The sequence below is a fragment of the Saccharopolyspora kobensis genome (genome assembly GCF_900108315.1).
Lineage (GTDB): Bacteria > Actinomycetota > Actinomycetes > Mycobacteriales > Pseudonocardiaceae > Saccharopolyspora > Saccharopolyspora kobensis.
Window position 1 is genome coordinate 346,430 of sequence record NZ_FNVB01000009.1, and the last position, 14,904, is coordinate 361,333.

General features: G+C 71.6%; 17 protein-coding genes. 13 read left to right on the forward strand and 4 right to left on the reverse strand.

Translation table 11 applies throughout. From position 1 onward, the window contains the following. Positions 1-4 precede the first annotated feature (4 nt). The 4 genes from C4T78_RS28840 (at position 5) to C4T78_RS28855 (ending at position 2,932) form a co-directional block, all read left to right on the forward strand. Positions 5-346: a hypothetical protein gene (locus C4T78_RS28840; protein WP_093351902.1), complete on the forward strand. Its 342-nt coding sequence runs from the start codon at positions 5-7 to the stop codon at positions 344-346. Between the two features lie 33 nt (positions 347-379). Next, positions 380-1,219, forward strand: a complete 840-nt coding sequence (locus tag C4T78_RS28845; RefSeq protein ID WP_093351904.1) for an arylamine N-acetyltransferase family protein — start codon at positions 380-382, stop codon at positions 1,217-1,219. Between the two features lie 54 nt (positions 1,220-1,273). Then, on the forward strand, positions 1,274-1,843 hold the full coding sequence (locus tag C4T78_RS28850) for an NADPH-dependent FMN reductase (protein WP_093351907.1): 570 nt from the start codon (positions 1,274-1,276) through the stop codon (positions 1,841-1,843). Between the two features lie 129 nt (positions 1,844-1,972). Further along, on the forward strand, positions 1,973-2,932 hold the full coding sequence (locus tag C4T78_RS28855; RefSeq protein ID WP_177247567.1) for a DUF3048 domain-containing protein: 960 nt from the start codon (positions 1,973-1,975) through the stop codon (positions 2,930-2,932). Between the two features lie 46 nt (positions 2,933-2,978). On the opposite strand, the gene C4T78_RS28860 is transcribed toward C4T78_RS28855, so the two are convergent. Next, positions 2,979-3,893, reverse strand: a complete 915-nt coding sequence (locus C4T78_RS28860; RefSeq protein WP_235863496.1) for an endonuclease/exonuclease/phosphatase family protein — start codon at positions 3,891-3,893, stop codon at positions 2,979-2,981. 159 nt (positions 3,894-4,052) lie between these two features. Here C4T78_RS28860 and mshB point away from each other — a divergent pair, with 159 nt between their 5' ends. After that, positions 4,053-4,877, forward strand: coding sequence for an N-acetyl-1-D-myo-inositol-2-amino-2-deoxy-alpha-D-glucopyranoside deacetylase (mshB, locus tag C4T78_RS28865; protein ID WP_093352132.1), 825 nt, complete (start codon positions 4,053-4,055; stop codon positions 4,875-4,877). Between the two features lie 107 nt (positions 4,878-4,984). After that, positions 4,985-5,542 carry an AAA family ATPase gene (locus C4T78_RS28870; RefSeq protein WP_093351911.1) on the forward strand — a complete coding sequence of 186 codons (558 nt, stop codon included), beginning with the start codon at positions 4,985-4,987 and terminating at the stop codon, positions 5,540-5,542. On the opposite strand, the gene C4T78_RS28875 is transcribed toward C4T78_RS28870, so the two are convergent. Both C4T78_RS28875 and C4T78_RS28880 read right to left on the reverse strand, forming a co-directional pair. Continuing rightward, entirely contained in the window at positions 5,533-6,234 is a 702-nt protein-coding gene (locus C4T78_RS28875) for a maleylpyruvate isomerase family mycothiol-dependent enzyme (RefSeq protein ID WP_093351913.1), read from the reverse strand. The genes C4T78_RS28870 and C4T78_RS28875 overlap by 10 nt on opposite strands. A gap of 105 nt (positions 6,235-6,339) precedes the next feature. Further along, entirely contained in the window at positions 6,340-7,050 is a 711-nt protein-coding gene (locus tag C4T78_RS28880; protein WP_374703910.1) for a GntR family transcriptional regulator, read from the reverse strand. Positions 7,051-7,210: 160 nt separating this feature from the next. Between C4T78_RS28880 and C4T78_RS28885 the strand changes: the two genes are divergently transcribed. The 5 genes from C4T78_RS28885 to C4T78_RS28905 all read left to right on the forward strand — a co-directional run bounded on the left by C4T78_RS28885 (position 7,211) and on the right by C4T78_RS28905 (position 11,679). After that, complete coding sequence (locus C4T78_RS28885) at positions 7,211-8,431, forward strand: NRAMP family divalent metal transporter (protein WP_093351916.1); 1,221 nt, start codon at positions 7,211-7,213, stop codon at positions 8,429-8,431. A 7-nt stretch (positions 8,432-8,438) separates the two neighbouring features. After that, entirely contained in the window at positions 8,439-9,200 is a 762-nt protein-coding gene (locus C4T78_RS28890) for a LamB/YcsF family protein (RefSeq protein WP_177247568.1), read from the forward strand. Beyond that, positions 9,200-9,811, forward strand: coding sequence for a 5-oxoprolinase subunit PxpB (pxpB, locus tag C4T78_RS28895; protein WP_093351921.1), 612 nt, complete (start codon positions 9,200-9,202; stop codon positions 9,809-9,811). The genes C4T78_RS28890 and pxpB overlap by 1 nt, the downstream gene beginning before the upstream one ends. After that, a complete protein-coding gene (locus C4T78_RS28900) occupies positions 9,808-10,662 on the forward strand; it encodes a 5-oxoprolinase subunit C family protein (RefSeq protein ID WP_093351924.1) in 855 nt (284 codons plus the stop codon). Before pxpB ends, C4T78_RS28900 begins: the two co-directional genes overlap by 4 nt. Positions 10,663-10,896: 234 nt before the next feature. Then, on the forward strand, positions 10,897-11,679 hold the full coding sequence (locus C4T78_RS28905; protein WP_093351927.1) for a putative hydro-lyase: 783 nt from the start codon (positions 10,897-10,899) through the stop codon (positions 11,677-11,679). Positions 11,680-11,724: 45 nt separating this feature from the next. Here C4T78_RS28905 and C4T78_RS28910 read toward each other — a convergent pair whose 3' ends face one another. Continuing rightward, entirely contained in the window at positions 11,725-12,333 is a 609-nt protein-coding gene (locus C4T78_RS28910) for a MerR family transcriptional regulator (RefSeq protein WP_093351929.1), read from the reverse strand. A 108-nt stretch (positions 12,334-12,441) separates the two neighbouring features. Here C4T78_RS28910 and C4T78_RS28915 point away from each other — a divergent pair, with 108 nt between their 5' ends. Continuing rightward, on the forward strand, positions 12,442-12,903 hold the full coding sequence (locus C4T78_RS28915; RefSeq protein ID WP_093352134.1) for a DoxX family protein: 462 nt from the start codon (positions 12,442-12,444) through the stop codon (positions 12,901-12,903). 158 nt (positions 12,904-13,061) lie between these two features. Further along, entirely contained in the window at positions 13,062-14,648 is a 1,587-nt protein-coding gene (locus tag C4T78_RS28920; protein ID WP_235863497.1) for an alpha/beta hydrolase, read from the forward strand. The last annotated feature ends 256 nt before the right edge of the window (positions 14,649-14,904 follow it).

Genomic DNA, 14,904 nt, shown 5'->3' on the forward strand with positions numbered 1-14,904 from the left:
GGACATGCTGGACCGCATGCTCGGTGATCTGGAGTTGGCCGCGGTCCCGGCGCTGCTGCCCGCCGGGCCGCCCGGGATCGAGATCAGGTTGGACGGGCTCGTCGTGGGCGAGCTGGAGCTGCGGGTCTGCCACGCCTGCCAGGTCGTGGTGCTCGAGCACGTCCGCATCGACCGGCGTTGCCGCCGCCGAGGGCTGGCCACCCTCGCCGTCGGCATGCTGCGCGATTCCTGGCCGGACTACCGGTGGAGCGCGGGGCCGTTCGAGCCGACGACCGAGGCGCTCGGCTTCTGGCACTCCCTCGGGGGCCTGCACGCCGAGCCCGAGGAGTGCGAGCACCTGCGTTGACTTCCAGCGCGCTCGAATTGCCAGCCTGAGCGCATGGGAAAGCACGCGAAAGACGAGTGGCGGACGGAGAAGGCCGATCTCGAGGGCTACCTGGCGCGGATCGGGCACCCGGCGGTTCCCGGCCCCTCGGTGGCGGCGCTGCGCTCGCTGCACGAGGCGCACGTCCAGGCCATCCCGTTCGAGAACGTCGACGTGGTCCTGGGGCAGCACCCCGGGATCGAACTGGGCACCATCTACGACAAGCTCGTCCGCAGCCGGCGCGGCGGGTACTGCTTCGAGCACGCGCTGCTGTTCGCGGCGGTGCTGGAGAACCTGGGCTTCGACGTCGAGCGGCGGATGGCGCGGGTCGATCCCGACGGCTCCGGCTACCGGACGCACATGGTGCTTCGGGTCCGGGTCGAGGGCGCGGACCACCTGGCCGATGTGGGCTTCGGCGCCGGAATGCTCTCGCCGATGCCGTTCGAGGACGGCGCGGTGGTGGACCAGGCGGGCTGGCGGCACCGGCTGGTCCGCAACGGTCCACTGTGGAACCTGGAGAAGGCGGGCGCGGACGGGTGGGAGGTGCTGCACGCCTCCGACGAGCTGCCGCAGCGGTTCACCGACTACGAGGTGGCGCACCACTACGTCGCCACCCACCCGAACTCGCCGTTCGTCGCCAAACCCGTGGTGTTCCGGCTGGAACCGGGGGTGAGCCGGGGTTTGGTCGGGAACAAGCTGACCGTGGAGCGGGCCTCGGGCGAGCGCGAGGTGGCCGAGGTGGCGCCGGGCCAGCTGCGGGAGGTGTTGCGCGGCTTGGGCGTCGAGCTGTCGGAACAGGAGTTCGCGGCGCTGCGGAAGTCCTTCGAAGTCTCGGCCGATTCGTCCTTGACTTAAAGTAATGTGGAGATTCCATGATGGTCTGGAAGCCGATCACCATGGGAGGAAGACATGACCGAGAACCGACTGCGCCTGGGCATCATCGTCGGCAGCACCAGGGAAGGGCGGTTCGCCCGGACCGTGGCCGACTGGTTCGCCGCGCAGGCCCGGCAGCACCCGGAGCTGGACATCGACCTCATCGACCTGGCGGAGGTCGATCTGCCCGCGGTGATGCCCGCGTCGGAAACCCAGCAGCTGCGCGACTACACGGCCCGGCTGGACGCCGCCGACGGCTTCGTGGTGATCACCCCGGAGTACAACCACGGCTACCCGGCGCCGCTGAAGGCGGCCATCGACCTGGCGCACGCGGAGTGGCAGACCAAGCCCGTCGGATTCGTCGGCTACGGCGGCATTTCCGGCGGATTGCGGGCGGTGGAGCAGCTGCGGCAGGTCTTCGCCGAGCTGCACGCGGTGACCGTCCGCGACACGGTCAGCTTCCACTACGCCCACGAGCGCTTCGACGCGTCCGGAAACCCGCACGACACCACCGGTCCGGCCGCGGCGGCGAAGGTGATGCTGGACCAGCTCGTGTGGTGGGCGCGGGCGACCGCGGAGGCGCGCGACCGGCGTCCGTACAGCTGAACCGGGCGAGTGCTCCGGGCTGCCGCTCGCGGAGCTCTTGCCGGGTAAAGACGCCAGTCGGCCCCTTGTCGCTGCCGTTGCAGCGGGTGAAGCTACCCGGCAGCGGACCGCTCCGCAGGGGGAGGCGCGATGTGGTGGTTGCGCGTGTTCGGCACGTTGGTCGCCGTCGGGGCCGTGATGCTCGGCGGGCTGGCCCTGCAACCGGCCGGCACGCGAACGGTGCCGATAGCGGGACCGCCGCCGCCACCACCGCCCGAACCGCCACCCGCGCCGCCGCCCGCCGGACCGCCGGTGCTCGCGGTGAAGGTGGACAACGCGCCACCGGCCCGCCCGCCGACCGGCATCGGTGCGGCCGACATCGTGTACGTGGAGCCGGTGGAAGCCGGGATCAGCCGGTTGATCGCGGTCTTCGGCACCCGGCGGCCACCGGTCGTCGGGCCGGTGCGCAGCGCGCGGCAGACCGATCTCCGGCTGCTGCCGCAGTTCGGCCGCCCCGCGCTGGCGTTCTCCGGCGCGGCACCGGAACTCCTGCCGGAGATCGGCCGGACGCCGGTGGTCAGCGCGCCGCCGGAAGCGGTGCCCGGCGCGTTCTACCGCGGCCCGGGCCAGAAGCCGCACAACCTCTACGTGCGTCCGGCCCGGTTGCCCGCGGGCGGAGGGTGGTCGCCGAACGCCGCGCTGACGTTCGGGCCGGTGCCCGGCGGCGGTGTCCCGGCCAGCGCCGAGGAAGTCGCCTACCGGTCGGCGCGGGTGGGTTTCACCTGGTCCCCGGCGCAGCAGCGGTGGCTGGTGTCGATGGACGGGCGGCCTTACGCGGCCACCGACAGCGGACGCCTCGCGGCGAGCACCGTTGTGCTGCAGGAGGTTCCGGTGTCGGACTCGCCGTTCCAGGACGTGGTGGGCAACGCCTCGCCGTTCGCGGAGACCGTCGGCACCGGACGTGCCGTGGTGCTCCGCGACGGCGCGGCGTTCGAAGGCCGCTGGCACCGCCCGGCCCCGGAACTCGGCACCACCTACGCGACTCCGGCCGGGGAACCGATCCCCTTCGCCCCCGGCCAGATCTGGATCGTCCTCGTCCCGGCGCCGTGATGGTCGATTTCACGCGAAATCGGCGCAGTGCCGGGTGCGGGCGTGGTCAGCGCAGGTCGATCAGGGCTTGGACGGGGAGGTGGTCGGACGGGAAGTGGCCGTCGCGGCGGAAGTCGTTGATCGCCGCGGCTCGCACCGCCACCCGGTCGTTGTGCAGGATCCAGTCGATGCGCTCCTTGCCCTCGACCGGTTCCTTGTAGCCGCCGAAGGTGCCCCACGCCGGGGTGAGACGCCGCTGCGCGGTCGTCCAGGTGTCGGCCAGACCGCCCGAGGTGAGGATCCGGTAGGACTCCGAGTCACCGGCCGGGGTGTTGAAGTCACCGGTGAGCACCACCGGCAGGTCGGCGTCCAACCCGGCGATCCGCTCGCGCACCAGCTGCGCGCTGCGCTGGCGGGACGGCTCCGACCGGTGGTCGAAGTGCGTGTTGACGTGGACGAACTCGCGGCCGCTGCGGCGGTCGTGGAAGCGCACCGCGGTGACCATCCGGATCACGTTGTTGCCCCAGGACTTGGAGCCGATCACCGACGGCGTGTCGGAGAGCCAGAAGTGGTCGTAGTCCAGCGGTTCCAGGCGGCGGGTGTCGTAGTAGATCGACATGAACTCGCCGCGGCCGCCGCCTTCGCGGCCCAGACCGATCCAGTCGTAGAACGGCGGGATGTCCTGCAGCACCTGCTTGACCTGGGTGTACAGGGCTTCCTGCACGCCCAGCACGGTGGGCTGCTCGGTGCCGAGCAGCTCGGCGAGGATCGGGCGGCGGGTGCGCCACGAGTCCGGGTCCGGCGGCGCGGCCTTGGTGTCGGTGCGGATGTTGAAGCTCATCACGTGCAGCTGCGGGCCCTTCGCCGGGCCGATCAGCGCCACGCCTGCCGGTGCGGCCACCGCCTGCCCGGTGCCGAGCGCGCCCGCGACCGCTGCGGCGCCGGCCAGGCCGAACACGCCTCGTCGGGATAGTCCAGACACGATGCCTCCTTCTTCTGCGTCTGGAGATCTTCACCCGGGCCCGGCCCCGCGGTCGTCGACCGATGAGCGAACATTGCCGGAACTTCCCGGCGAATCCGGATTTTCCCACCGGCTGTCGGTGAGCGCGGCTAGGCTCGAAGCATGAACGATCGTCGTCTTCTGCTGGTGCACGCCCATCCCGATGACGAGGCCACCGCGACCGGGGCCACGATGGCCCGCTACAGCGCGGAAGGTGCCTCCGTCGCACTGGTGACCTGCACCAGCGGCGAGCTCGGCGAGGTCGTCAGCGACGATCTCGCGCACCTGCGCGGCGACCAGGACGCGCTGGGCGAGCACCGGCGCGGCGAGATCCGCGCGGCGCTGGCCGAGCTCGGCGAGATCCGGCACCACTGGCTGGGCGGCCCGGGCCGCTTCCGGGACAGTGGCATGGCGGGCGAGGACGGCAATTCCGCACCCGGCGCATTCGCCGCGGCGGATCCGGCCGAGGTCACCAGGGCCATGGTGGAGATCCTGCGCGCGGAGCGGCCGCACGTCGTGGTGACCTACGACGAGAACGGCGGCTACGGGCACCCGGACCACATCGCCGCGCACCGCGCCGTGATGACCTCCCTCGACCCGGCCGCCGACCCGGACTACGCGCCGGAGCTCGGCGAGGCGTGGCAGGTGCCGAAGGTGTACTGGACGACGCTGCCGCGCTCGATCCTCAAGCAGGTCGAGGAAGCCGGGGTGGAGGGCTTCGAGCCGTTCACGGTGCCGGACGAGGAGCTGACCGCGATGGTCGACGGCCGGGCCTTCCACGCCGCCAAGATCGCCGCACTGCGCGCGTACCCCAGCCAGGTCAACCTCGACGACGGGGAGTTCTTCGCCAAGCTGGTCCTGCGCCCGGAATTCGCCCTGGAGCACTACCTGCTGGTCCGCGGCGACCGAGGACCTGGATCCGGCCCGAACAACTGGGAATCGGACCTCTTCGCCGGTCTCGCCTGAGCCGTCGTGAGCGGCGGTGCCGACATCGTCGCTCACGGGGCGGCCGCTCGGGCGAATCGCCAGCATCACCACCCCGCGCGGGCGCGGCGATCCCTAGACTGCGCGGAATGCCGCGTCTCATCCACCTCAACGGACCGCCCGGCATCGGGAAGTCGACGCTCGCGCGGCGCTACGTCGACGACCACGTCGGTGTGCTCAACCTCGACATCGATCAGCTGCGAGGGCTGATCGGCGGCTGGCGGGACCGCTTCGCGGAGACCGGCGAGATCGTTCGCCCGATCGCCCTGAGCATGGCGGGCACCCACCTCGCCGCCGGGCGCGATGTCGTGATGCCGCAGTTCTTGGCCCGGTCGAGCGAGATCGAGCGCTTCGAGGCCGTGGCGCGCGAGAACGGCGCCGAGTTCCGCGAGATCGTCCTGATGGACAGCAAGGAGCGGTCCGTCGAGCGCTTCGCGCGGCGCGGCGAGGACGACGACCTGCCGTGGCACGGGCAGATCAAGGAGATCGTCGCCGAGGAAGGCGGCGCGTCTTTCCTCGCCGAGATGCACGACCGCCTCACCGAGGTGATCCGGACGCGGCCGACCGCGACCGTCCTCGTCAGCGAGGCGGGCGCGGTTCAGCGCACCTACGAAGCCCTGGTCGAGGTCCTCGACGCTCAGTCCTGAGCGCTCGACCGCTGGTCCGGGATCGGGTGGGGAGGCCACGGTCCCAGCTCGGGGAGCGGGCCGGTCGGCGTGCGCTGCGGGGTCCGGCCCGCCAGCCAGGCGGCGAGGTCGTGGGCCCGGCCGCTGATCTCGACCGGACCGTCCGCCCAGGTGCCCGTGCCGTCGGTCTGCCGGAGCGCGAAGCCCTCCGGGAGGCGGGGGAGCAGGAAGTCGATGGCGTGCGCGCAGAACTCCGGCTGCCACTGCTGCGGGCCGACGCCGACGTCCAGGTCCACCAGGTGGATCCAGATCTCGCGCCACCGCATCCGCACGATCCCGGCCAGGTCGCCGTTGCGGAAACGCACCGGGCGGTCCCAGTCGGCGTCGGTCGCCTGCGACCAGACCGCCTCCAGCGCCGCGCTGTGCCGGTCGAGCCGGGCGCGGTGCTGCTCGGCGCTGTCCCCGGAGAGGCCCTCGATGATCGCGTCGCGCTCCGCCTGCCCGCCGTCGTAGGCGTCGACGAGCTCACCGCGCAGCGCGTGCGCCGAGACCCGTGCGAACGCCCGCGCGTTGTCGGTCAGGTGCGCGAGCACGTGCCCGCGGCTCCAGCCGGGGAGCAGCGACGGCGCGGCGACCTGTTCATCGGTCAGGGCGGAGATGGCCTCGCGGAGGTACTGGTGCCCCTCGACGACGGCGTTCAGCGGAAGCCTCACGCACGGCGATGTTAGGGCCTGCTGGTGCTCGCGTTGCCGGGGTGGTGGTTCGGCCGAACCCGTGGGCCGCTCCGATGCGCGGCGGAGGGCCGTCCTCGCCGGGGATCACTCCGGCGTGTAGCTGCGGTAAGCGGCGACGAGCTGGGCCTCGGCGGCGTCGAAGTAGCCCTCCAGGCGGTCGGCGGCTTCCTGCACCCGCCCGCCGCTGATCAGGTCCGAGATCTCCCGGTGCGGCTTCAGGTACGGCTCGTGGAGCTCGCGCGGCCGGGACATGCGGTGGAACGCCAGCCGCAGTTCGGCCAGCAGCCGCCGCATCGTCTCGTTCACCCGCGGGCTCCCGGCCAGCGCTGCCAGCGCCTCGTGGAACCGCATGTTCGCGGTTCCCACGTCCCACCAGCGCTCCTCCGCGGCCGCGCGCTCACCGTCGGTGACGGCCTGGTCCACCGCCGCCACCAGCTCCGCCGGAGCCCCGCCGGCCCGGCGCACCGCGCTGATCTCCAGCAGCCGGCGGATCCGGTAGAGGTCGATGACGTCCTCGTCGCTGAGCACCCGCACGAACACCCCGCGGTGGAACTCGTGCACCAGCAGCCGCTCGTGCACCAGCAGCCGGAACGCCTCGCGCAGCGTGTTGCGCGAAACCGCCAGCGCGCGGCCCGCGCTCTCCTCGGACAGCCGGGTGCCCGGCGCCAGCGCGCCGTCGATGACCCGCTGGCGCAGCAGGTCGGCGACCCGTTCGGCCGTGCTCGTGCGGTCGAGCAGCGACCGGTCGGCCGCCAGGAGGTCCGCCCACGGGTCCGCGGTCAATCCAGCTCCCAACGATTGCAGTTGATCTCGAGTGTAACGAGAAAGTTCCACGCAGGGTATTGCAGAATTGTTCAACAATTCTCTATCTTGGCCCGAACCGCCTGCTCTTGCGGTCTCCAAGTCGACGTTCCCGTCACCGGTCCCCGGCCGGTGCGCAGCTGATCGGAGTGCCATGGCTGAGACGACCACGGCCGAGAAGGGATCCTCGGCGGCCAAGCGCCGCACCCTGCTCGGCGCGGTGTTCCTGATGGCCACCAGCGCGATCGGACCCGGCTTCATCACCCAGACCACCGAGTTCACCATCCAGCTCGGCGCCGCGTTCGCCTTCGCGATCCTGGTGTCGATCCTGGTCGACATCGCCGTCCAGCTGAACGTCTGGCGGGTCATCGGCGTCTCCGGCATGCGGGCCCAGGACCTGGGCAACAAGGTGGTGCCCGGCCTCGGCTACGTGATGGCCGCGCTGGTCGTCTTCGGCGGGCTGGTGTTCAACGTCGGCAACATCGCGGGCACCTCGCTCGGCCTGGACGCGCTGATCGGCCTGGACGCCAAGATCGGCGGCACGCTGTCGGCCGTCATCGCCATCGGCATCTTCCTGAGCAAGAAGGCCGGCGTGGCCATGGACCGCATCGTCGTGGTCCTGGGCGTGGTGATGATCCTGCTGACCGCCTTCGTCGCGTTCTCCTCCGCGCCGCCGGTCGGCCAGGCCCTGGTGCAGGCGGTGTGGCCCAGCGAGGTCGACTTCCTGGCCATCACCACGCTCATCGGCGGCACCGTCGGCGGCTACATCACCTACGCCGGTGCGCACCGCCTGGTCGACGCCGGGGTGACCGGCCCGGAGCGGATCGTCGACGTCAGCCGCAGCTCGGTCGTCTCGCTGCTGGTGACGGGCGTGATGCGGCTGGTGCTGTTCCTCGCGATCCTCGGCGTCGTCGCCGGTGGTGTGGCGCTGACCTCGGCCAACCCGACCGCCGAGGCGTTCCAGCACGTCGCGGGCGAGTTCGGCATGCGGCTGTTCGGCATGATCCTCTGGGCGGCCAGCATCACCTCGGTCGTCGGTGCCGCCTACACCTCGGTGTCGTTCCTGGTGACCTTCTCGCCGAAGCTGGAGCGGTCCCGCAACTGGCTCGTGGTGGGCTTCGTGGCGATCTCCGCCGCGGTGTTCCTGCTGCTCGACAAGGCCCCGACCACGCTGCTGGTGCTGGCGGGCGCGCTCAACGGGCTGATCCTGCCGGTCGGCTTCGGGGTGCTGATGTTCGTCGCCGCCAAGCGCCGCGACCTGCTCGGGGGATACCGCTACCCGCGGTGGTTGCTGATCGTGGGTGTGGTCGCCTGGTTGCTGACGGTGTACCTGGGTTACAACGCGCTCGGCGGCATCGCCGCGCTGTGGAAGTGAGGTGGGCATGGACCTCAACTCGGACCTCGCGGAGGGCTTCGGGCGCTGGGAGCTCAGCGATGACGAGGCGCTGCTGGGCATCGTGACCAGCGCGAACGTCGCCTGCGGCTACCACGCCGGGGACGCCACGGTGATCCGCGCCGCCGTCGAGCAGGCCGCCAAGCAGGGCGTCGTGGTCGGCGCGCAGGTCAGCTACCGCGACCTCGCCGGGTTCGGGCGGCGGTTCATCGACGTGCCGCCGCGCGAGCTGGCCAACGACGTGATCTACCAGATCGGCGCGCTGGCCGGGTTCGCCCGCATCGCCGGCACCGAGGTCGCCTACGTCAAGCCGCACGGCGCGCTCTACAACGCGATCGTGCACCACGCCGAGCAGGCGGCCGCCGTCGTCGAGGCGGTGCGCGCCTACGACCCGTCGCTGGCGGTGCTCGGGCTGCCCGGCTCGCAGTGGCTGGAGCAGGCCGAGCGCGCCGGGCTGCGGGTGTTCCGCGAGGCCTTCGCCGACCGCGCTTACACCCCGGAGGGCACGCTGGTGTCGCGGCGCGAGCCCGGTGCCGTGCTGCACGACCCCGAGCTGATCGCGCAGCGCTGCCTGCGGCTGGCGGCCGGGGAGCCGATCGAGGCCGTCGACGGTTCGCAGATCCGCGTCGACGCCGACTCGATCTGCGTGCACGGCGACAGCCCCGGCGCGGTGGCCATCGCCCAAGCCGTGCGGGACCAGCTGGTCGCCGGCGGAGTTCAGCTGCAGCCGTTCGCCGCGCGAGGGCTGTGATGCGGTTCCTGCGGTGCGCTGATTCGGGCTTGCTCGTCGAACTGGCCGACCTCGAAGCCGTGCAGGCGCTCTACGCCGCGCTCGCCGAGGCGCCGCCCGAAGGAGTCACGGATCTGGTCCCGGCGGCGCGGACGTTGCTGCTGCACCTGGATCCGCAGCGCGCCGACGTCGCCGCGATCGAGGCGGCGGTGCGCGCGGTCGAGCCGCGCGGAACAACCGGCGGTGACGGTGCGCTGGTGGAGGTGCCGGTCGTCTACGACGGCGCGGATCTCGCGGAGGTGGCGAAGCTGACCGGGCTCACCGAGCGCGAGGTGGTGGACCGGCACACGAGTGCGGTGTGGACGGTCGCCTTCGGCGGCTTCGCACCGGGTTTCGGCTACCTCGCCGGTGGCCCGCCGGAGCTCGCGGTGCCGCGGCGGGTCGAGTCGCGGACCAAGGTGCCGCCGGGCTCGGTCGGCCTGGCCGGTGCGTTCAGCGGTATCTACCCGCGCGAATCGCCCGGCGGCTGGCAGCTGATCGGGCGCACCGATCTCGAGGTCTGGCGGGTGGACCGCAATCCGCCCGCGCTGCTGCGCCCGGGTGTGCGGGTGCGCTTTCAGGAGGTCCGATGAGCTGCTTGCAGGTGCTGGCCACCGGGCCGCTCGCGACGGTCCAGGACCTCGGGCGCCCGGGGCTGGCGGGGATCGGCGTCGGGTCCTCGGGCGCGGCCGACAGCGGTGCGTTCCGGCTGGCCAACCGGTTGGTCGGCAACGACGAGGGCGCGGCGGCGATCGAGGTCACCTTCGGCGGGCTGGAAGTGCGCGCGACCCGGGACCTGACCGCCGCGGTGACGGGTGCGCCGTGTCCGGTCACTGTGGACGGTCGTGGTGCCGCGGTGAACTCGGTGCTGCGGATCCCCGCGGGCGCGGTCGTGCGGTTGGGGATGCCCGACCGCGGCTTGCGCAGCTATCTCGCCGTGCGCGGCGGTATCGCCGTCGAACCGGTGCTCGGTTCGAGGGCCACCGATGTGCTGGCCGGTTTGGGCCCGGAGCCGCTGGCGCCGGGCGCACAGCTGCCGGTGGGGCCGCCGCCGCAGCGGTTCCCGCAGGTGGACCTGGCACCGGTGGCGGCGTGCGAGGACGGCGAGATCACGCTGCGCGTGGCGTTCGGGCCGCGGCACGACTGGTTCACCGAGGACGCGCTGACCGCGCTGGTCGGCAGCTCCTACGAGGTCACCCCGGACAGCAACCGGGTCGGCATGCGGTTGTCCGGGCCGGCGCTGGAGCGCTGCCGCACCGATGAACTGCCCAGCGAGGGCATGGTGGCGGGCGCGCTGCAGGTGCCGCCCTCGGCCCGGCCGACGCTGTTCCTGGCCGATCACCCGGTGACCGGCGGTTACCCGGTGATCGCCGTGGTCGTCGCCGCCGATCTGGACAAGGCCGCGCAAGCCCGGCCCGGCCAGCGAATCCGCTTCCGCCGCTGAGAATCCGTCGGTGGTTGTTCTGCGCGGGTGGTTGCCGGTGGAACCCGAGTGCTTCCCTGGACTGCGGGTGCCCCTCCTGATGCATGTCCGATGCACAGCGGAGGGTCCGTCCTCGCCAGGAAAGCACCCAGAACCCGCCGGTGGTCGCTTTGCCGAGGTGGCCCGAGCGGCTGCCGCCGCTCATACAAGCGCGGTCGGCTTCGCCGACAGTGCTGATAGACGAGGAGTTCCGCGATGACCGAACCGCAGCAGATGTCCCCGGAGCAGGCTCGCGCCGCGTTCCGCGCCGGGCTGCGCGTGCCCACCTCGGGCTACAGCGCGGGCTGGACCCAGGCCAACCTGATCGCGCTGCCGCGCGAGTTCGCCTACGACTTCCTGCTGTTCGCGCAGCGCAATCCGCGCTCCTGCCCGGTGCTCGACGTGACCGAGCCCGGCGAGACCAGCGCCGGGATCTTCGCCGGCGACCTGCGCACCGATCTGCCCGCCTACACCGTCTACCGCGACGGCGAGCTGGTCGAGGAGCGCACCGATGTCGTCGATCTGTGGCGCGACGACCTGGTGTCGTTCCTGGTCGGCTGCAGCTTCACCTTCGAGGCCGCGCTGCTGGAGGCGGAGGTCCCGGTGCGCCACATCGAGGCGGGCAGCAACGTCCCGATGTACCGGACGAACCGCGAGTGCCGCCCGGCGGGCAGGCTGTCCGGGCCGATGGTCGTGTCGATGCGGCCCGTCCCGGCCGAACTCGTCCCCGCCGCGGTCCGCGTGACCTCCCGCTACCCGTCCGTGCACGGTGCTCCGGTGCACGTCGGAGCGCCGGAAGCGCTGGGCATCGCCGACATCGACCGGCCCGACTTCGGCGACGCGGTGGAGATCCGCCCCGGTGAGATCCCGGTGTTCTGGGCCTGCGGGGTGACTCCGCAGGCAGCGGTGATGCGGTCCAAGCCGCCGTTCGCCATCGGCCACGCGCCGGGCCACATGGCCATCACCGACAGCCGCGACAGCCGCTACCTGGTCCCGTAGCAGGAGGTCGTGAGCGCGTAACAGTGCTCGAACACTGTTGCGCACTCACGACCCGTGGTGGCGCAGAGAGGCGTCGGCCTGCGCCAGGCGGCGCAGCGCGAGCAGCAGCGGCTCGACCAGCACGGTGCCCAGGACTAGGTAGCGCACCGCGGCTTCTCTCGACTCCACCGGGACGCCGGAGACTTCGCCCTCGGCCAGCTCGCGCATCGCTCGCGCATAGGTGGTCACGGCCTCCTCGGACAGCGGGAAGTCGGCCGCTTCGAGTGCGTCGAGCGCTGCGGCCAGTTGGCGGACGGCCTGGCGGTCGGCGCTCTGCACCCGCCAGCCGAGCCGTTCCAGCACCGCTTCCGCCGCAGCGGTGTCCACCTCCTCGTCGACCGCCGGGCCCAGCGACCGGTGCGCGGTGCCGAGCAGGTCGTGCATGGTCTCCGGCGGGTTGTCCAGCTGCTCCAGCACGTCGCGGGCGGCCGCGACGCTGAGCCCTCCGACGCCGATGAGCGCGCGCACCAGCCGCAGCCGCGCCACGTGGCTCTCGTCGTACTGCGCCTGGGTCGCCGAGGTCCGCCGGCCTTCGTGGAGGAGTCCTTCCCGCAGGTAGTACTTGATCGTCGCCACCGCGACGCCGCTGTCGCGGCCGAGCTCGGAGATGCGCACGCCGTCTGCTCCTTGAATTGGATAGTGTCACTCTCTTATATTGGATAGCGCTGCTCTCCAATATACCGGTGCGGCCGGACCTGGCCGCCGCTGAAGGGACTCGTGCGCGTGGAACCGCTCATCACCCTCGTCGTCGTGACCGCTGTGCTGCTGGTGGCCGGAGCCGCCGGAGTCCGCAAGCTGCGCCCCTGGCCGGTGGCCGTCCGCGGCGGACTCGCCGCCATGTTCGTGCTGACCGGCGTCGTGCACTTCGTCCACATGCGGGAGCAGCTGATCGCGATGGTCCCGCCCGCGCTGCCCGCGCCGGGCCTGCTCGTGACCATCACCGGTGTGCTCGAACTGCTCGGCGCGGCGGGACTGCTGCTGCGGCGGACCGCGCCGTGGTCGGCCGCCGGGCTCGCCGCGCTGCTGGTGGTGATGTTCCCCGCGAACGTCCACAAAGCTCTGACCGCCCCGGCCGACATCACGGATGCGCTGCTCCCGCGCACCTCGATGCAGGTCGTCTTCCTGGCCGCCTCGGTGTCGATCGTCGTCCACCACGTGCGCGAGCGGCGGCACGAGGTGCGCTGAGCGTCCGATTTGGACCCCGGAATCGCGCTGGCGGAGGCGGGATTCGGCCGAATACCGCGTTCCGTGGCCATCGGGGTTCCTGCATTCTGCGGTGTGACGGCGGCCGTTCCGCCTGTTGACTCCGGTGCGGAGTTGACCCGTGGAACGAGGAGGTGCGCGTGGCGGCGCATTCGGGCCGATTACGCAAAGTGCTGGCCGTGGCGGCGAGTGCGCTGGTAGCGGGTACCGGGGTGGTGGCATCCGCCGCGGCCCAACCGGCCGGCGCCGAGCCGGTCTCCTGGGAGAAGTGCGATTCAGCGGACCTCAGCGGCGTTCCGATCACCGAGCGGCACCTCTTCCGGTGCGCCACCTACCCGGTGCCGATCGACCACGCCGACCCGGGCAAGGGCACCGTCGAGCTGGCGATGATGCGGCGGGCGGCGACCAGCCCGGACCAGCGCATCGGATCGCTGTTCCTGAACCCTGGCGGCCCCGGCGGCAGCGGCTACAACCGGCCGACCACGGCGGTCGAGCGCTTCGACCCGGAGGTGCTGGAACGCTTCGACATCATCGGGTTCGACCCGCGCGGGGTGAACAACAGCGATCCGCTGCGCTGCTTCAAGTCCGCTCAGCAGGCGGAGAAGGTGCTGGGCCGGATCTCGTCGGTGCCGGTCACCGACGAGCAGATCGACACCACCATGGACGCCTACCAGGAGTACGGCGAATCCTGCGCGAAGAACGCCGGTGAGCTGCTGCGGCACATGTCCACCGAGGACGTCGCGCGGGACCTGGACCTGATGCGGCAGGGCGTCGGCGACGAGAAGCTCAACTACGTCGGCTTCTCCTACGGCACCCTGCTCGGCGCGACCTACGTCAACCTGTTCCCGGAACGCAGCCGCGCGATCATCCTCGACGGCAACGTCGATCCCGCGCTGCGGACCTCCGACGGCGTTCAGTACGACCGCGAGCGCGCGCAGGGCTTCGAGCTCGCGCTGGACGGATTCCTGAAGCGCTGCGCCGAGAACCCGAAGAAGTGCGCATTCGGCGAGGGCGACCCGCGGGCGAAGTTCGACGAGATCCGCGATCACCTGCGCGAAGAGCCGATCACCATGCCCGACGGCACGGAGATCACTCTCGACCAGTTCACCGACAGCACCGGCAGCGCGCTGTACAAACCGGAGAACTTCCGCCGGCTCGCCACCGACCTGCAGTCCCTGCACCGCCAGCTGAACCCGAAGCCCGGGCTGGTCCCGGAGCTTCTCACGGTCCTCAACGTGCCGACCACGCTCGGCAAGCTCGACGCGGCGCCCGACGCCGAGTCCAGCTACGTGGACGACAGCTACTTCGCGGTGAACTGCACGGACAAGCCGATCCCCGCCGAGCCCGAGCGGGTGGCGGAGATCGCGGCGCAGTGGGAGGCGGAATCGCCGACGTTCGGCCGCTCGCAGGCGTTCAGCGACCTGGCCGGCTGCTCGACCTGGCCGGAGACCAGCGCTGACGTGCACCGCGGTCCGTGGGCGCACCAGGCGGAGAACCCGGTCCTGCTGTTCGGCAACAGCTACGACCCGGCGACCCGCTACGAGTTCTCCCGCCGGATGGAGCAGCAGCTGGGCAACGCCCGCCTGGTCACCGTCGAGGCACACGGCCACTGCATCCTGGGCGGCCGCAGCTCCTGCGCGGACACGATCGCGGCGAACTACCTGGTGGATCTGCAGGTCCCGGAGCCGGGATTCGTCTGCCAACCCGACGAGCAGCCGTTCAGCTGACCGGCGTTCCGCCGGCTCGTCGCGGACGGAGCGCCGATCCGGGAGTAACGAAGAGATCCCCCGTCCGAGGAGAAGGGCGGGGGATCTTTCTCGTAAGGGGTCGACGCGCCGGTCGCCTCTGCGGCGAGTGGCGCGACGCGGCTCCAGCCGAACGGTATTCCGCGACGGCGATAGTTGAGGCCCGGGGGACACGGGCGCATCGACCAGCCTGTTCAACGGGCGGGGCGGTGGTGGTGTTCCTGGTGCCGGTGTGAGC

What these genes read in the sequence shown, in the direction of transcription:
- C4T78_RS28840 (WP_093351902.1), top strand. Translation starts at nt 5, where the DNA reads ATGCTGGACCGCATGCTCGGTGATCTGGAGTTGGCCGCGGTCCCGGCG.
- C4T78_RS28845 (WP_093351904.1), top strand. Translation starts at nt 380, where the DNA reads ATGGGAAAGCACGCGAAAGACGAGTGGCGGACGGAGAAGGCCGATCTC.
- C4T78_RS28850 (WP_093351907.1), top strand. Translation starts at nt 1,274, where the DNA reads ATGACCGAGAACCGACTGCGCCTGGGCATCATCGTCGGCAGCACCAGG.
- C4T78_RS28855 (WP_177247567.1), top strand. Translation starts at nt 1,973, where the DNA reads ATGTGGTGGTTGCGCGTGTTCGGCACGTTGGTCGCCGTCGGGGCCGTG.
- C4T78_RS28870 (WP_093351911.1), top strand. Translation starts at nt 4,985, where the DNA reads ATGCCGCGTCTCATCCACCTCAACGGACCGCCCGGCATCGGGAAGTCG.
- C4T78_RS28885 (WP_093351916.1), top strand. Translation starts at nt 7,211, where the DNA reads ATGGCTGAGACGACCACGGCCGAGAAGGGATCCTCGGCGGCCAAGCGC.
- C4T78_RS28890 (WP_177247568.1), top strand. Translation starts at nt 8,439, where the DNA reads ATGGACCTCAACTCGGACCTCGCGGAGGGCTTCGGGCGCTGGGAGCTC.
- pxpB (WP_093351921.1), top strand. Translation starts at nt 9,200, where the DNA reads ATGCGGTTCCTGCGGTGCGCTGATTCGGGCTTGCTCGTCGAACTGGCC.
- C4T78_RS28900 (WP_093351924.1), top strand. Translation starts at nt 9,808, where the DNA reads ATGAGCTGCTTGCAGGTGCTGGCCACCGGGCCGCTCGCGACGGTCCAG.
- C4T78_RS28905 (WP_093351927.1), top strand. Translation starts at nt 10,897, where the DNA reads ATGACCGAACCGCAGCAGATGTCCCCGGAGCAGGCTCGCGCCGCGTTC.